At 64.6% G+C, this 14,464-nt stretch carries 19 protein-coding genes and 2 pseudogenes; 11 read left to right on the forward strand and 10 right to left on the reverse strand.

Annotated elements, in window-relative coordinates:
• Nucleotides 1-170, reverse strand: a pseudogene (locus IP78_RS15090) (IS5/IS1182 family transposase); the annotation flags it as partial.
• A 61-nt stretch (nt 171-231) separates the two neighbouring features.
• Between IP78_RS15090 and IP78_RS13620 the strand changes: the two are divergent.
• Nucleotides 232-576, forward strand: a pseudogene (locus IP78_RS13620) (IS481 family transposase); the annotation flags it as partial.
• A gap of 62 nt (nt 577-638) precedes the next feature.
• Here IP78_RS13620 and IP78_RS13625 read toward each other — a convergent pair.
• A complete protein-coding gene (locus tag IP78_RS13625) occupies nt 639-1,346 on the reverse strand; it encodes an IS6 family transposase (RefSeq protein WP_054112211.1) in 708 nt (235 codons plus the stop codon).
• A gap of 60 nt (nt 1,347-1,406) precedes the next feature.
• Between IP78_RS13625 and IP78_RS13630 the strand changes: the two genes are divergently transcribed.
• Complete coding sequence (locus IP78_RS13630) at nt 1,407-1,691, forward strand: hypothetical protein (RefSeq protein ID WP_156320425.1); 285 nt, start codon at nt 1,407-1,409, stop codon at nt 1,689-1,691.
• Here the strand turns inward: IP78_RS13630 and IP78_RS13635 are convergent.
• From IP78_RS13635 to IP78_RS13645, 3 genes are all read right to left on the reverse strand, one after another.
• Nucleotides 1,679-2,029, reverse strand: coding sequence for a TetR/AcrR family transcriptional regulator (locus IP78_RS13635; RefSeq protein WP_054112213.1), 351 nt, complete (start codon nt 2,027-2,029; stop codon nt 1,679-1,681). The two genes, IP78_RS13630 and IP78_RS13635, sit on opposite strands and share 13 nt — an antisense overlap.
• 157 nt (nt 2,030-2,186) lie before the next feature.
• The gene (locus IP78_RS13640; protein WP_054112214.1) at nt 2,187-2,372 is read right to left on the reverse strand and encodes a hypothetical protein; all 186 of its coding nucleotides are present in this window, start codon (nt 2,370-2,372) and stop codon (nt 2,187-2,189) included.
• The gene (locus tag IP78_RS13645) at nt 2,369-2,596 is read right to left on the reverse strand and encodes a hypothetical protein (RefSeq protein ID WP_054112215.1); all 228 of its coding nucleotides are present in this window, start codon (nt 2,594-2,596) and stop codon (nt 2,369-2,371) included. Before IP78_RS13645 ends, IP78_RS13640 begins: the two co-directional genes overlap by 4 nt.
• Before the next feature lie 62 nt (nt 2,597-2,658).
• Here IP78_RS13645 and IP78_RS13650 point away from each other — a divergent pair, with 62 nt between their 5' ends.
• Genes IP78_RS13650 through IP78_RS13660 form a run of 3 tightly spaced genes read left to right on the forward strand, consistent with a single transcriptional unit; the run spans nt 2,659 to nt 3,894 of the window.
• Nucleotides 2,659-3,258: a hypothetical protein gene (locus tag IP78_RS13650; RefSeq protein WP_054112216.1), complete on the forward strand. Its 600-nt coding sequence runs from the start codon at nt 2,659-2,661 to the stop codon at nt 3,256-3,258.
• Nucleotides 3,255-3,692, forward strand: coding sequence for a hypothetical protein (locus tag IP78_RS13655; protein ID WP_082385114.1), 438 nt, complete (start codon nt 3,255-3,257; stop codon nt 3,690-3,692). Before IP78_RS13650 ends, IP78_RS13655 begins: the two co-directional genes overlap by 4 nt.
• Nucleotides 3,679-3,894 (forward strand): hypothetical protein, encoded by a 216-nt coding sequence (locus tag IP78_RS13660; protein WP_054112217.1) that lies wholly within the window; start codon nt 3,679-3,681, stop codon nt 3,892-3,894. The genes IP78_RS13655 and IP78_RS13660 overlap by 14 nt, the downstream gene beginning before the upstream one ends.
• A 21-nt stretch (nt 3,895-3,915) precedes the next feature.
• Here the strand turns inward: IP78_RS13660 and IP78_RS13665 are convergent, their stop codons facing one another.
• Nucleotides 3,916-4,332 (reverse strand): hypothetical protein, encoded by a 417-nt coding sequence (locus IP78_RS13665; protein ID WP_156320426.1) that lies wholly within the window; start codon nt 4,330-4,332, stop codon nt 3,916-3,918.
• Between the two features lie 142 nt (nt 4,333-4,474).
• Nucleotides 4,475-5,185: an SOS response-associated peptidase family protein gene (locus IP78_RS13670; RefSeq protein WP_054112219.1), complete on the reverse strand. Its 711-nt coding sequence runs from the start codon at nt 5,183-5,185 to the stop codon at nt 4,475-4,477.
• 277 nt (nt 5,186-5,462) lie between these two features.
• On the opposite strand from IP78_RS13670, the gene IP78_RS13675 reads away from it, so the two are divergent.
• Nucleotides 5,463-5,963 carry an SgcJ/EcaC family oxidoreductase gene (locus IP78_RS13675; RefSeq protein WP_082385115.1) on the forward strand — a complete coding sequence of 167 codons (501 nt, stop codon included), beginning with the start codon at nt 5,463-5,465 and terminating at the stop codon, nt 5,961-5,963.
• A gap of 31 nt (nt 5,964-5,994) precedes the next feature.
• Here the strand turns inward: IP78_RS13675 and IP78_RS15100 are convergent, their stop codons facing one another.
• Nucleotides 5,995-6,981, reverse strand: coding sequence for a LytTR family DNA-binding domain-containing protein (locus IP78_RS15100; protein ID WP_197272466.1), 987 nt, complete (start codon nt 6,979-6,981; stop codon nt 5,995-5,997).
• Nucleotides 6,982-7,080: 99 nt separating this feature from the next.
• On the opposite strand from IP78_RS15100, the gene IP78_RS13680 reads away from it, so the two are divergent.
• The 3 genes from IP78_RS13680 to IP78_RS13690 all read left to right on the forward strand — a co-directional run bounded on the left by IP78_RS13680 (nt 7,081) and on the right by IP78_RS13690 (nt 8,806).
• On the forward strand, nt 7,081-7,782 hold the full coding sequence (locus tag IP78_RS13680; protein ID WP_197272467.1) for a hypothetical protein: 702 nt from the start codon (nt 7,081-7,083) through the stop codon (nt 7,780-7,782).
• A 256-nt stretch (nt 7,783-8,038) separates the two neighbouring features.
• Nucleotides 8,039-8,425 (forward strand): hypothetical protein, encoded by a 387-nt coding sequence (locus tag IP78_RS13685; protein WP_054112221.1) that lies wholly within the window; start codon nt 8,039-8,041, stop codon nt 8,423-8,425.
• A 153-nt stretch (nt 8,426-8,578) separates the two neighbouring features.
• The gene (locus IP78_RS13690; RefSeq protein WP_156320427.1) at nt 8,579-8,806 is read left to right on the forward strand and encodes a hypothetical protein; all 228 of its coding nucleotides are present in this window, start codon (nt 8,579-8,581) and stop codon (nt 8,804-8,806) included.
• 92 nt (nt 8,807-8,898) lie between these two features.
• On the opposite strand, the gene IP78_RS15105 is transcribed toward IP78_RS13690, so the two are convergent.
• Nucleotides 8,899-10,362, reverse strand: coding sequence for a recombinase family protein (locus IP78_RS15105; RefSeq protein WP_082385117.1), 1,464 nt, complete (start codon nt 10,360-10,362; stop codon nt 8,899-8,901).
• Between the two features lie 947 nt (nt 10,363-11,309).
• Nucleotides 11,310-12,347, reverse strand: coding sequence for a LytTR family DNA-binding domain-containing protein (locus IP78_RS13700; protein ID WP_197272468.1), 1,038 nt, complete (start codon nt 12,345-12,347; stop codon nt 11,310-11,312).
• Between the two features lie 539 nt (nt 12,348-12,886).
• Between IP78_RS13700 and IP78_RS13705 the strand changes: the two genes are divergently transcribed.
• Both IP78_RS13705 and IP78_RS13710 read left to right on the forward strand, forming a co-directional pair.
• Complete coding sequence (locus tag IP78_RS13705; protein ID WP_156320428.1) at nt 12,887-13,627, forward strand: hypothetical protein; 741 nt, start codon at nt 12,887-12,889, stop codon at nt 13,625-13,627.
• A gap of 296 nt (nt 13,628-13,923) precedes the next feature.
• Entirely contained in the window at nt 13,924-14,376 is a 453-nt protein-coding gene (locus tag IP78_RS13710) for a hypothetical protein (protein WP_054112226.1), read from the forward strand.
• Nucleotides 14,377-14,464: the final 88 nt, after the last annotated feature.

Consider the following 14,464-nt stretch of genomic DNA (forward strand, 5'->3'; position numbering starts at 1 on the left):
CAGGCTGATCGGCCGTCCGTTGGCGTCGGTTACGGCGTGCAGCTTGGTGTTCATGCCGCCTTTGGTGCGTCCAATGAGCCGCCCGGGACCCCCTTTTTTACCCGCAGGCTCGAAGCCGTACGGTGTGCCTTCAGATAGGTCGCGTCGATCATCACGGTGCGCCGCTCGGCGTTACTGTTTGATCCCACGGTTTGATGGTGTGATCCATTCGATGGAATGGAAGGAAGCCATATGGGCCAGGTTCTTCACGGGAGCGCCACGACCACGCACGCCGTTCGAGCAGCAATACAGCGATCGCAAGCTTCACTTTCGACGCTAAGCCGGGAGCTGGAGATCAACCCCAAGACAGTTGCCAAGTGGCGCAAGCGGGCGACGGTTGAGGATCTGAAGACCGGCCCGACGGCCCCGCGCTCGACGACCCTGAGCGAGTCTGAGGAGGGGATGGTGGTTGCGTTTCGGCACCATACGTTGCTTCCGCTCGACGACTGCCTCTACGCCTTGCAGCCAACGATCCCGCATCTGACCCGGTCGGCGCTTCACCGGTGCCTTCAGCGGCACGGGATATCCCGTTTACCGGTGCTGTCAGTCCAACGCGAAGTTGTCTCCACTGAGCGCCGCTAGGGCAGGGGCGGCGAGCTCTATGCGGCGAGCGTCTGCCACTCAGCCAGGGCGGCTGAGCGTCGGGCCTTGTATGTCGTTCTGCTGACAAGGTGACGGTCCTGATTGAAGTGGTTGTGGAAGGCGGCGTGGACGGAGCTGAACTTCTGCAGGGTCTTCATTTGCCGGAACCTCAGCATGGCTCGCTCTCGTCGTCGGAAGGGCAGGTGTGAGTTCTCCACCCTGTTGTTGGCCCACCGGCCGACCTCCTGTTTGGCGGCGTTCCCGAGGTCCTTCATGGCAGCCTTGTAGGAGCGCAGTCCGTCTGTGGTGATCGCCCTGGCGCGTCCATGCCGCTTCATCAGCTTCTTCATGAAGGTGAGAGCTGTCGCTTTGTTCCGGGTCTTGCTGGCAAAGGATTCCAGCACCTCGCCTTCCTGATCCACGGCCCGCCAGAGGTAGTGCATCTCGCCATTGATCTTCACGTAGACCTCGTCGAGGTGCCATCGCCAGTGGGTGAACGAGCGCATCCGCTGGACGCGCTTTCGACGGATCTCCGCGGCGAACATGGGGCCAAACCGGTTCCACCATAGCCGCACCGTCTCGTGGCAGATGTCGATGCCCCGCTCGGCCAGCAGGTCCTCCACGTTCCGGAGCGACAGCGGGTACTTCACGTACATCATCACCACCGTCCGGATCACCTCTGGCGAGCTGTCGAAGTAGCGGAACGGATTGGTGGATTTGGCCATGCCCGTGAGGCTAGGCACCCCGGTGAGCACCGGCAATCAGTTTGGGCTGACAGAGCCGCTGTGACTGTTCACGCGACCACGACCGCCCGCGTGATCCCGAAGCGGAACCGTGCTATCCGGGCGGCCATGAGAAACGCTCCCTGGACCGTGTGGCGCAAGCGCGATCTGGCCTATCAGATCGTGATCCACCTGCTGGCCGTGGTCGGGGCGGTGGCCCTGTTCACCTGGGCGACGGAGGCCCGGGGGCTGGATCGGGTATGGGTCGTCGATGACGCCTGGGTTCTGGACAACATCGAGCGCCGGGTGGTGCCGGTGGCGACCGCCCGGCGTTACTATGCCTTCTGATCCAGCCGGGCGAGCAGGGCCTCGGCCTTCACCAGGACCGCCTCGGTGGCGGTCGGGTCATTCGAGCGGCAAGCGCTGACCAGATCCTCAAGGGTGCCGGCCAGTTTGGCCGCAAAGCGGGCGTTGACCCGATCCTCCGGCGGCTCGCATCCCATGGCGGCCCGCCACGCCCCCGCCTTGTGCTCGAAGTGATAGAAGACGGCCCCGGTCGTGAGGCCCGCCTTGGCCGCGATCAGGCGCATCGTGACCGGGTGATAGCCCAGTTCGGAAAACAGGCCCCGCGCCGCGTCCAGGACCTTCGTCCGCGTCTGCGCCTTGTTCTCTTTGCGAACGCCCATCCCTACTCCCTGAAGCCGGATGCGGCCCGGCGCTCCAGTCTGCGGGACAGGGTCGGGCGCGCGCCGGGCCGCGTGCCGCAGAGTGGGGCCCGTGCGGCGAGCTCGATCCTATACCGGCCAACGACCCGCGCCAGCCCCCGGACAACAAGGGTCGACATCATCGCTCGCCCAGCCAGACCATCCAGATGATCAGGGCGAGGATCAGGGACGTCGAACTGATCAGCTGCATCCATTTCAGGACTCGAAGCTCCGCTTCTCGCTCGAGCGGCGTGCGAGAGGGCTGGCTCCGGATGATCCGAAACAGCGCCCGGCGGTGCATACGGCGAGGGCCGTCGATCGTCATGCGGGGGCCACCGCCGAGATCGTGGCGGTCCACGCTTCATGCCAGCGCCACAGGCCGATCAGCAGCATCGGGACACTGAAGACCAAAAGCCAACGGTCCGACCGGGCGGCGTCGGGGTGCATCGCCTTGCCCTCCCGTCGGCGCTGAATGCTCCACAGCGCGAAGCTGATCCCCAGCGCGCCGGAGATGGCCTGAACCTCGGGCGAAAACAGCAGCGACTGCATCGTTCCACCCTGACACCGGCGCACGCCGTTCGCCAAGACCCCTGACAACCTGGAGACAGACCATGACCGTCGCCCGTCCGGCGTCGCGCCCCCGCGCGTCGCGTTCCCAGATCGTGGCCGCCGTGAAAGCGGCCCATCCCGCCCATGACTTCCGGGGCCGCCTGACCGTCGTCGGCGTGCGCGGCTACTATCGCGACACCCTGGGCGCGGTCGGCCGGAACGACCGGGCCATCTATGACGACGCCCTGTTCCTGGTCTCGGACGACGCCTTCGTGGCGTTCAACGGCAACACCGATCCGAGCGGCTATCGCGCCGGGTCCGGGCGCGGGGCGGGCAAGGGGATGGCCAGCCTGAACCCCGGCCTGTGGCCCGTCTATCGGTTCGACCTGCACAGCGGGAAGTATCTGGCCCTGTGCCAGAGGGCCGGCCGGGTGACCGTCACGCGCGACGGCAACCCGCCCTATGAGGACACCGGCATGTTCGGCATCAACATCCATCGCGGCGGCGTGCGCACGACGTCGAGCGAGGGATGCCAGACGATCCCGCCGGACCAGTGGCCCGCCTTCATCGCCACCGCCCAGGACCAGGCCAAGCGTGCATACGGCGCCGACTGGAAGGGCGAGACGATCACCTATGTACTGCTGGAAGGGCCGATCACGTGATCCGCGGCTTCCTTACCCGCCCGATCGGGCCGCTCGCGCCGCTGGGCTGGCTGATCGCCGGGGTGGCGGTGCTGATCGCCGTCGGCTTCCTGGCCTCGGCGTGGGACCGGATGTGGGCCTGGCTGCCGTGGTCGGACGAGCGCCGGGCCGACCGCGCCGAAACCCGCGCCGACGTCGCCGAGGACCGAGCCCTGTCGGCCGAGCTGGAGGCCGAGGGACAGGCCGACCAGGTCCGCCGCATCGACACCTATGCCCACCAGATCCTGACCATCCAGACCGAGACGGCCGCCGCCTCGGCCGCCGCCCGGAGCGCCCCCGATGCCGACACCCCGCTGGACCCTGCCCGCGCCGATCGCCTGCGCCATCACGATGGCGAGCTGTGCCGAACCGCCCCCGACCTCGCCGGCTGCAGCCCCGCGCTTGACGCTCCCTGAGCTCGCCAGTCGGCCGTGCGCCCTGCATCGGCTGCCAGAGACCCCGACGCTCGCGGATCTCGAGATCGGATACATGACGCGCGGGGCGCAGATCGCGGCCTGCGATGCGGCTCGGCGGCTGGCGGTCGAGACGTTGCAGGCGGAGCGGGGGTTGATCGACCGGCAGGCCAAGGGGCGGGAGCGACGTCCTGATCCCGGCTAGTTGCACGCGCCGTTTCGTTGGCTAGTCGTGCTCGAGACGATGTTCGTGGTATATGTCGTAGAAGAGCATGACGGCCTTATCGGCTAGCACAGTGAGCCGTTTCCCGGCTTCCTTGATTTCAGTCAGTGTGAACTCTGAGACCAGAACATTTCGCTCGTTGCCCTTCTCGGGGCTGAAGCGCCTCATGCGGAATAGTAGAGGCCGCGATCTTCTGTCGGCGACTTCTAGCCACCCGTGAACGAGAGTGTGTCGCTTCGCCTCCCAAGTCGCGATTGCTTTGGTGAGCGCTCGAAGATCGTCTGCGTGCTTCCTGAGTTGACCGGGTGCGTTCGCAATATCCTGGACGCGCTTCAGTCGCGTGGAGAAGTGCAAGGGAAACGGCGATCCAAACTCCGAGTAATCAGGCAAGCGCGAAGCCTTCAATACGAAGTCGGCCATGAGAAACTCGACCTGCGCGTAGCCGCTAATGCACCGGCCTCGGGCCTGAACCATCTGATCGATCGATCGACGGGTTTCGAGGGAGGGCTTCTTGGCCAAAAGCGGGTGTCGCGGGGTCACGCAGCGTCTCGCAGAATGTGGGTCAGCATTGGGCTAGGGTCGAATCCGGCAGCGCCCGCTGCAGCGCCTTCGCCTCATCCCACGGCGCGCGCATCCAGACATCGCGCTCCTCGGCCGTCGTCAGGATCACCGGCATGGCCTTGGGATGGACCGACGCCACCGGCTCGGACGGCTCGGTCGTCAGGAAGGCGAACAGGTCGGCGGTCTCGACGCCCGTCTTGATCTTTCGCACCCCGTTCCAGCCGCGCAGGTGGATGCCGGCGAAGGTCGACAGTGGGGCGTCGCCGGGGAAGGCGAACCAGACCGGGCGATAGCGGCCCTCGGCGTCGCGGCCGGGCTCGCTGAAGGCGTCGAACGGGACGAGGCAGCGGTGCTCGGGGGTCAGCCAGGGCCGCCAGTGCGACGAGCTGGTGTTCCGAACGTTCGTCGTTCCGCTGTCGGGCTCCAGCTCCAGGTAGCGCTTGAAGGCCTCGTCATCGACGACCTGGCCCTTGGCGCGCAGCTTCTCGACCCGTTTCGTCGTGTTCTCCAGCAGGGCCTTCCGCGACGACGGCATGCCCCAGCGAGCCGTGGTCAGGATCGGGCCGCCCGCCTCGTCATCGTGCCGGACGATCGGCGCGGCATAGTCGGGGTAGATGTCGCGCGGCTCCAGATTGCCTGCCTGGTTCGCCAAGGCGCGCGTCAGGGCGAGGATGTCGCCGGGGCCAGAGCGGACGCGGTAGAGGTTGCACATGGGCGGACGTTGTCACGGCGAAGTTGGAGCCGTCTATAGAGCGGACCTTCTCAACGTCTGCTGAGGGTGGGAAGCGGACGCCGATTGGTCATCGACTAGCGGACATCTTAAACCGCGCTCGTCTTACAGGTGCATCCAGGCGGTCGCGGGCGCCGCCTTAGGTGGGTCTGTCCGACGAAGCGGAACGTCCAATCCCGGAGAGCTGCAACTCGTCCCAATCAGGCGGACATTCGCCAAAGCAGGCATCAGGTTGGATCGGTCATCACAGGAGATACCTATGACCCGTTTGAACCGCTCCGTTTTCGCCGCCGTAGGCGCTCTAGTCATGTCCAGCGCCCTGACGCTCATCCCTGTCTCCGCTTCAGCCCAGACGGCCGCCGAGGCGGCTGTCCGTGCCGTCTATATGGACGGCATCGAAGCCTTTAACCGCCAAGACCTCGAAGTCTTCCTTCGCCAGTTCGGCGACGACGTCGAAATGTACACTCCGACGGGTTGGCTGCGCGGCAAGGCCGCTGTGCGTGAGCGTTTCGTGCAAACCTTCGCCGGATATCCCGCCGCAAGAATGGAAATCGAAGAGCTCAGCGCCCGTCAGGTTGGCGAGGAAACTGTGATCGTCGACTTCAGATGGCGTGCCTATCCGGGCGGCGAGGGTCCCGCCTTCCATGGCCTGGCCTCCGGCGTTTACGTCTTGCGTGGCGGCCACTGGGTCGAGGTTCTGGAGCATGAGACCGTAACCAAGATCGATCCCGGCGCCGCTGTCCCGCACGCCGGTTCATAACAGTCTGGTGGCCGGATCGTTCTCGATCCGGTCATGGCCTTTTGAGTCGGCAATCAGTTCTCGCGTTCGACGCAATGTCAGTCGAAGAGTCGCAGCGCCGCATTCCTACCCGCTGCAAAAATGGCTCTCTGTAGCTTCGGCTCAGGATCACCTCCGCTCCACTCGTCATACAAAGGCGCCACGATCCGTCTGCCAAGGGTGCTGCATCGACGACGTGCGCCAGATTAACGACGCTGGAGCGGTGGACCCGCATAAACACCCGAGAGTCCAGTCGTTGCTCAAGCTGTTTTAAAGGCTCCCGAAGCAAGCCTTCTCGATCCTGCCAATGAACGACTACATAGTTGGCTGCCGATCCAAAGCGTTCAATCTCTTTGAGATCGACAAGAACCTTGCGGCGGCCTGCTGAGACCGAAATCCGAGAAGACCCGCTGCTCAGGTCACCCGCTGTCTGACGCGTATCGGCCAGCGCAACCTTAAGCCGACGCACCTGATCCGTTTCGGCTGCGGCCCGCTTACGCCAGATCAGCGCGAACAGCGAAGCAGCTATCATTGTCCAGATCGCGATATCGATCGGCAACCTAGCGCCAACCAAAGCCGGAAAATTTCGCCACTCAAGCGTCGGGGAAAACGCCACGTCCGCCCAAGACGCAAGCACAGTGTGTAGCGCAACGCTTGGAGCCGTCGTCAGCCCAAGTAAGAGCAGGCCGCGGCGGATCGTGCGGCATCGTTCCAGGGCGTTGAGCAAGCCCATGCCCAAGGGCACCCAGAGCCCATAGACGACGCCTTGCCAAATCACCGCCCCGCCGAAGCTTATCTTAGCGTCGTTAGGGTTCCATGCTGAGTGGTAGGCAGCGGCGCACAATACGGTGACGGAATACGCGTAGGCAGCGAGCCCTGCAGCCAGGACACTATCCGATTTCCACCAGCGGCGGGGCGGAGCCACCGCCGTCCCACCGAGCTGGGATCCGTCCCGACCTACTATCTCGCCGAGCGGCGAAGGCGGCATTGGTTCGATCATCAGCAGTCTACACGGTGATGCATGGCCCATATGTCCCAGCTACTTTTGTTCATACACATTGGCACCGGCTTTATTTTGGTTTCGCTAGGTGTCCTGCCCATGCTCACTCGCAAGGGCGGCAAGATGCACCGCAAGTCAGGTCGGTGGTTCGTAATCGTCATGACGGTATTGCTGGCCGCCGCATGGGCGCTGACCATTGTCGACTTCCAACCCTACTTTGCCGCTCTGTCGGCCGCCGCCACCATGCAGGTTTTCTCGGGCGCGCGGGTCCTACTGAGAAAGCGGCCGGACCTCGAAATGGCCCAACGCGCTCGACCGCTGGACTGGATCGTCACGACAACGATTTTCGCCATCGGCCTCGTCCTCTTGGGCCTATCGCTCGCCGGCCAGCTTGAGGGGCCTCAAGCTGTAGTGATCAGCCTGATTGCGTCGTCACTCTTGTTCTCCGGTTACGACCTATATCGGTTTTCCTTTCCGGTAGCGTTTCCGTTCTATCCTCGCCTCTGGCTTCATGAGCATCTGGTCAAGATGTTGGGGGCGTACGGCGCGGTCTGGGCGGCCTTCGCCGGCAACTTCCTGCCTTTTCTGCCCGACCCGTGGCGACAGCTTTGGCCCATTATCGCGTTTCAATGGCTCGTCGTCTTTTTCCTTGTCCGGCACCGCCGTTCTCGGCCTGTGGACCGCCCAGTGAAGCCAGCTAACCAGGCGAGCAAGCCGAAGCTCGTACGCAGGCAGACCCGCCAGACTCGATCAGCGCCTCGCGCCGCCAGCCATGACGCGAAGGACCGGCCTAGACCGTAGATGGTGCGACAACGACGGCCAAATCGCTTGTCAAAATGACGTGTTTTTGGTTCGCAATGGGTCGTGAGCGGTCCTCGGTACCCCGGCCAAGACTGGTCGCCGGCGGGAACCTGACACGGCCCCCGCGGCTTGTGGAGTCGCAGAGCCGGCTGCTGGAGCGGTGGCCCGGCAGAATGCGCCGCTCCTCTCGACACACGCCAGAGTCACTCGCTATGTCACGTGACGCTCTCGTTTGGGGGGAGCGAGGGAGACTTCTATGCTAATCCGATTGATGGCGGCGCTCGGCGTCGTCCTGACCGTTCCTGCCTGCGCGACTGTCACGCGGGGAACCAATACCGCCTGGGAAGTGACATCGACACCGCCGGGCGCGCGTGTCGAAACGTCCAACGGCTTTCAGTGCCGGGCGACGCCCTGCTCGATCCGCATGCCGCGCCGGTCGGAGTTCGTCGCCACCCTGACGCTTGAGGGGCATCAGCCCGCGACGGTGACGGTGACGAACCGTGTCGCCACCGAAGGCGGAGTGGCCATGGCCGGCAACGTCATCCTCGGCGGGATCATCGGCGCGGGCGTGGATGCCGGCACCGGCGCCATGCTGGACCTGACACCGAACCCGGCCCACGTCGAGCTGCGACCGCAGGACTAGTCGTCTCGCGTCTGCTGTCCTCGGGCCCCGCCGCGAACGATCGCGGCGGGGCCTTTCATTTGACCGTCGCCTGCCAGGCGAACGTCGGTTGCCGAAGGGTTAATGCCGTGCAAGGTTTTGGCCGTCGCCGCTTGGGGGCTATCGGGGCGCGCCATGAAGAAACGCACTCATCTGGCCCGTCTGCATGACTGGGTGCTGATCCAGGCGGATCTGTTCGGTCCGGACGGCGAGGTGTGCGAGACCCGGTTCGAGCTGAGCGGTCCGGGCGGTCTGACCTTCGAGACCCGCCCCGAGGCCGAGGCCGCGCTGGGCCGGATGGCGTCATTGACCCCGCCGGGTTCGCCCTCGCCGATCGGGCCGCTGGCCGGCCGAAGGATCTAGGTCCTATCCAGCCTCGGCCCGCTTTCGCTGCTCAGTGCACACCAGCACAAACGCATTGTGCCGGCTGCTCGGCCTGAGAGGAGCGATTGAGCTTACCAAGTCAGCTGAACGTAATCACCACTGACAACTCGCACACGCAGAGCCTCCGCCTCTTGCTCAGTCAGACTCTGCTCCCAGCTTCGGTCGAACATGGCAGCCTGTCGCTTGTTCGGCTGGTAACCAGCGAGTGCATAGAGCCGTCGACCGCCACCGAACTTTGACGCTGCTTGCTGATACGCCCCTGTGCCGAGGCTGTCGTTGATGATCTCTAGCGATAAACGACCGTGCTCAGCGAGCAACTCTCGAAGGTGGCAAATGACGCCCTCGGCACCCAACGCTTCAATGCCCGGCAGGGCCGACTTCTGCCGCCGCGCCTTGAGAGCTTCGGACAAGGCCTTCTGCTTGGCGGACGGCTTGTAGCCGATCCGTTCATAGGCAACCGCCATCGAACCGAACTTGCGAATGTAGCGGCTAGAATGAGGGACGTCGGGGGCGGCGTTGATCAGCGCTGTGCTGAGCCGTCCATGCCGCCGACGGAGGCGCGTGAGGCCGTCAAGCATCTGTCGTTCTGTCAGTGGTGTGCGACGACGTAGAAAGAGCGCTTGGGCTGCGTCAAACATCCGGCGGTCCACAAGGGGCTCAAAAGCCCCGTCGACATAAAGCCACCCCTCTTGCGGTCGATACTCACGTGTCTTGGACTTCATTCGACGCTGAGTTTTTCCAACCACGTTTACACCGGCATAGCGCGGGCTGGTGAGCACGTGGTGCACGTAGTGGGTGTTCCATCGTCGACCTGCTTCTCGATTTATACCGTTTTGATTTAAGCGATCTACGATCGCGGTTAGCCCCTGGCGCTCTCTAACGAACATGCGAAATATACTGCGAATGACAGCGACCTCATGGGGAGGGCCTGGAACAAGGCGAGTGCGACCATTGTGCGGTCCCTTGCAGTCTCCACGCTCCATCACACGACCTGAGCTACCGTCGGAGAGAATCTGCTGGCGCCTCAGACCGTACCCAGGCTGTCCGCCTTGCCAAAAGCCGGCCGCCCCAAGGCGATCTTTCGCGACCACCACTTTAGCCGAAAGCTCGCGACTGTACTCCGCCGCCATAACGCGTTTAAGGCTCTTCAAAACCGTAGCGGTTAAGCTGCCGTCGTTGGCGAACATTTCGGCGCAGTATTCCACGCGAACACCCGCTTCAACGCAGATGAACTCGTAGTGCGCAGCTTGGTCCGGGTTCTGAAACCGCCCCCAACGGCTGACGTCGTAGACGAGTATGACGTCGAAGGCTGGTGCTCCCGATAGGACATCCGCTAGCAAGCTCTTCAGACCACTGCGCTCGTCAATGAGCAGGCCGCTGATTCCCTCGTCGATATAGGTTCTGCTGATGTCGTAACCGTGTGCTCTCGCATACGCAGCGATCGTCGCGATCTGGTGACCGATCGAGCTCTCCTGCCGGTCGGTAGACATACGCAGATATTGTGCAGCGCGCTGAGGTTGAGATTGGCCGTGCATCTGGCGCTCCGTGTTTTTCTCTGGTCCGCTTTGGACGACGCAAAGGGGGAGCGACGCGGCCAAAGTAAGCAAGCGTGCTGTGAGATCTGCGGTCGAACCGACTCTTTTGAGTGCTAGGTGCAGAGGCTCGCATCACCGTCGTCGTCGCTACGACAGAAATCGACGCCGTGAACCGAACCGCTCAGCGCGGCAGAGGGGGGCTGCAAGTTCAAAGAGTAGCTCGCGTCAAATACAGTGGGTGGAGCAGCAGACTGGCCCCGGCAGATCAAGAGCACACGGTTGACGGTGCTCACAGTGCAGATCACGACAAACGCACTCAAGAGCGGGGAGCGGAGGGCCGCTGTGCGCCAGAAGCAGTCCTCCGCTTGTGGGCGCAAAGCGAACCTTCAGTCCGCCGCAGTCGCTCCCGTATCCGGCAGAGCGGTGGGCTCGACGGCCCGCTGTTCCCTTCGATGCTCGTCATCTGGATCCCACTGCAGGTCGTCCTTGTCATCACGGGCTCTCTCACTGCGAGCTGCCTCGCTGCGGCGAGCTGGAGCGAGCGACGGCAGGATCGCCAGCGCCCCGACCGCAGCGGCCCAATAGAGGACGAAGGCCAGCAGGACCCACGACGTCGACCGGCACGCGAGAACGCTGAGGGTAGCAGTTCCAGCGGCTTCCTCGCCTCTCGGTACGGCATGCGGTTCGACGGTTCCCGGCGACAGTCCGTCAGCCGAAAGTCACCGGATCCTTCCGGAGTGGCCTTCAGCACCGCTTTGGGTAGGCCGTCCGTCGACGGTGGCCAGCCTCGCAGATCCGTCGTCGCCAGCAGACCGAGCATCACCACGGCGAAGCCGGCCATCATGGCGAGCAGCGGCGGCACCATTCTCATCCGTGCCGAAGTGCGTCGTTCATCGCAGAGGTCGCGATTCTCGGTCAGCGTTCCAAGCAATCGAACCCTGGCCTCATCATGAGGTCGGCAGCAGCGCCGATCTGATCTCGGCGATCCGCGCACGACTGATCCGCACAGGTCCATAGGACCGGACCAGCAAACGCCAGTTGGAGCCGTCGCGATCGAGCCCCTCGGCATGCTTAAGATTGGCAATGGCCGAGCGATGCACTCTGACGAACGTCGACGGCAGTTCGGTCTGGAGGTGATCGAGCCGGCTCGCGTGAAGCAGTCGGCGACCGTCGAGCAGCGCCACTTCCACATAGTCGTCCGCGCCGCAGATCGCGACCACGTCGGAAAGCTCGACGAGGGTCACCCGGCGACCCGTGGTCACCGCGAGACGGTCGGGCGGAGACGCGGCCCGGGCCAGGGCGCGCTCGCGGGACAGGTCGTCGCGCGCGAGACGCGTCACATGAAGCATCAGCATCGGCACTAGGAGCGAGGCGATCAGCAGCAAGTGAAAGACCTCGGCGAAGAAAGCCAGTGACGCCGCCGCCAGAATGACCGCCGACGCGAGATAGAGCCCCGCGCCTCGCGACAGGCGCGGCCGGGGCCCGAAAGCCCAGGCGGCGATCGCGACGACCACCGACGCCGCAAGGGTTCCGAGGATCTTTAGATCATAGCTGGCGAGCATGCCGGCCAAGCCGACAGCGATCGCCGCGGTCCATCTCAGCCGCCGCCGGGTAGGGTCACGGACGCCGCTCGTGGAATAGACAACCAGCAGGATAGCGAACGCCACCGTCAGCAGCCAGAGCCCGGCCAACCGCCAGATGTGTAAGGGGTAGGCGTAGTCGAGGAGGAACGGCAGGACTTCAAGCCCAGCGAGAAGCGCGGCGCTCGCCGCCATTCCCATGAGCAGGAGGCTGGATGTCGTCCTTCTCAGCCGATGGATCACCCCGAACCCAAAGGCCGACGCGGCGAGCACCCCCACCAGCGTCAGATTGACCGCGATCTGGCGGCGCAGAAGCCCGTCTCGGGCGGGGACGACCTTGATGGCGCCAATCGGCTGGGCGAGACGCGCGCCGGCGTGAAACGACGAGAGCCTGAGCGTGAGCACGGATCGCTCGGGTCTCCAAGCCGAAGACGGTATCGCGAACTCCACCTCGTAGCGACCGGGACGTTCTGAGCGCGCGTCGCCGCCGGGCCGTCCGTTGGCTCCGAGGAAGACGTCGTTCAGCCAAGCCTCTGAGGACGCCACGCCGGTGATGCGCAGAACCTGCCCCTGCGCAACGGCAGGGGGCGACGCCGTGGTGGTGATCCAGAGGTCTCGCCCCTGGGGGTCGATGTGGCCAATAAGGGGGCGACAGTCGGAAAGCACGGGGCCCGACCGGCCCAAGGCACCCTCGCAGACCTGCCAGGCATAAGTCTGGGCGAGGGCGGGGGCGGCGATCAGCGACTGCGCCAGAAGCAGGATCAGACTCAGGACTCTCATTCCACCACTTTAGCGCGCCGGTGGCCGGCACGGCACGCCGTTCGCCGATCCTGCGGAGTGGTTGACCGATCAGCCGGCGATCCGGACAGGTCCCCTGTGGAGGATGCTTCGGTCGCGTGGTTCGATCGAGCTCGGGCGACCCTCTTCACTCAGCGTTCCGGGACGTGGACACTGTGCTCACAGCTTACCTTGCTCTCACTTTCGGCCTCATCGGAGCGACGGAGGCGCGGTCCGACCCGGACGGCTCCCGTCTCACCGCCGGCGAAACCTGTTACGCCGTCGAGGTGAACGGACAGGTCCTGGGCGCGACGCGCCAGGTGGTCCGCGAGATCGAGCACGAGGGGCGCCGGGCCTGGCGCATCGAGATCCACCAGCGTCTCCCGGCCATGCAGTTCGAGGTGCGCGACGCCTTCCTCGTGGATCGGGGCGACCTCGGCGCGATCCGTTATGAGAGCGACCGCGAGGCCAGCGCCCGCGCCCCCGCCCAGAGCATCCGCATCTCTTATGGCGAGGATTATCTTTCGGGCTCGAAGACGGTGGGCGAAACGGTCACGCCGATCGAGGCGCGGCTCGAAGGGTCCGTGCTGGAAGGAAACCTCTGGGGCCTGACGTTCAGCGGTCTGGATCTGCGTGAGGGTGTCCGCCACACGCTGCCGTTCTGGCATTACGACAAGGGGTTCGGTCAGTTCAGCGTCGCCGTCGTCGGCGACCGCGCGCTCGAGACCCCGAGCGGACTGGTCGACGCCTGGATTCTGGAGGCCGGCGACGGCAGCGGCCGGACGACGACCTACCTGATCGCGAAAGACGATCACGCCGAGCTGGGCTATTCCGCCGGTCCTTTCGTGCAGCGCTTGGGCGGCGACTGCTCCGGGTTTTCCCGATCACATCCGGAGCTGGTGAGATGATCACTAGAACGATGGAGCGACACTCGGATGTCGGATGTTGTGGGTCAAGGCTCCGACGCCTGCTGTCCGTGCCGGCGACAGTCGGATCCATGGCTGTGTCGTTGATGAGTGCAGGCCCGGCGTCGGCCCAGACCACGTTCCAATGTTCCGGAGGTCCGAACGAGGAGCAGGTCGGGGTGACCATGCAGGGCCCCGTGACGGTCCCGCTTTGCGTCAGTCGTCCGGCAGCTTCCAGCGCAGGCGGCACTCGCAGGGAACGGTCTGACCGCGCCCGATACTATACGGGCGACGGCACGGTGGGCCTGCCGCAGGGCTGGCGGCAGTCCTACGGCCTATTTCGCAACGTGGCGATCGGCACGCACCCTGAGACCGGGGGGGTCGTCTACGACTATATCATCTCCATGGGTCACCCGAGCCCCGAGCACGCCCGCGACGGACTGCGAGCGGACTGCTTGGCGCGCTCCGATTTGCTGCGGCCCGAGATTGACTGCAACGGCGACGGTACCCTGATCCGGCTGCCCTTCGTGTCCGTGGTCTATTATCCCGACGATCCCTACTGGGGCAGCAGGCGCGGCCAGTACGAAGTCTACAGCGGAAGCCGGCCGGGTCCGCAGGGCGCAAGCCCCGACGGATCCGGTGGCCTGGACTACTGCTTCGAGTCTGGTCTTGCCCCTGATCGCTGCGGACAGCCGCATAGACAACTCCTCAAAGGCGAGATCGAGACCGCTGACACCGGCCGTCGCCGCTGAACCCGCCTCCCACTCAGACGACCAGCATGATGATCTCTCGCCTTTCCAAACACCTCGCACGTCGAGTTCCGCTACTTGGCCGGCCGCT

The sequence above is a fragment of the Brevundimonas sp. AAP58 genome (genome assembly GCF_001295975.1).
Taxonomy (GTDB): domain Bacteria; phylum Pseudomonadota; class Alphaproteobacteria; order Caulobacterales; family Caulobacteraceae; genus Brevundimonas.

Bases quoted from the DNA above. Each gene is read 5' to 3' on its own strand.
- IP78_RS13625 (WP_054112211.1), bottom strand. From the start codon at position 1,346: ATGGCCAAATCCACCAATCCGTTCCGCTACTTCGACAGCTCGCCAGAG.
- IP78_RS13635 (WP_054112213.1), bottom strand. From the start codon at position 2,029: ATGGGCGTTCGCAAAGAGAACAAGGCGCAGACGCGGACGAAGGTCCTG.
- IP78_RS13640 (WP_054112214.1), bottom strand. From the start codon at position 2,372: ATGACGATCGACGGCCCTCGCCGTATGCACCGCCGGGCGCTGTTTCGG.
- IP78_RS13645 (WP_054112215.1), bottom strand. From the start codon at position 2,596: ATGCAGTCGCTGCTGTTTTCGCCCGAGGTTCAGGCCATCTCCGGCGCG.
- IP78_RS13650 (WP_054112216.1), top strand. From the start codon at position 2,659: ATGACCGTCGCCCGTCCGGCGTCGCGCCCCCGCGCGTCGCGTTCCCAG.
- IP78_RS13665 (WP_156320426.1), bottom strand. From the start codon at position 4,332: ATGGCCGACTTCGTATTGAAGGCTTCGCGCTTGCCTGATTACTCGGAG.
- IP78_RS13670 (WP_054112219.1), bottom strand. From the start codon at position 5,185: ATGTGCAACCTCTACCGCGTCCGCTCTGGCCCCGGCGACATCCTCGCC.
- IP78_RS13675 (WP_082385115.1), top strand. From the start codon at position 5,463: ATGACCCGTTTGAACCGCTCCGTTTTCGCCGCCGTAGGCGCTCTAGTC.
- IP78_RS15100 (WP_197272466.1), bottom strand. From the start codon at position 6,981: ATGATCGAACCAATGCCGCCTTCGCCGCTCGGCGAGATAGTAGGTCGG.
- IP78_RS13680 (WP_197272467.1), top strand. From the start codon at position 7,081: ATGCTCACTCGCAAGGGCGGCAAGATGCACCGCAAGTCAGGTCGGTGG.
- IP78_RS13685 (WP_054112221.1), top strand. From the start codon at position 8,039: ATGCTAATCCGATTGATGGCGGCGCTCGGCGTCGTCCTGACCGTTCCT.
- IP78_RS13690 (WP_156320427.1), top strand. From the start codon at position 8,579: ATGAAGAAACGCACTCATCTGGCCCGTCTGCATGACTGGGTGCTGATC.
- IP78_RS15105 (WP_082385117.1), bottom strand. From the start codon at position 10,362: ATGCACGGCCAATCTCAACCTCAGCGCGCTGCACAATATCTGCGTATG.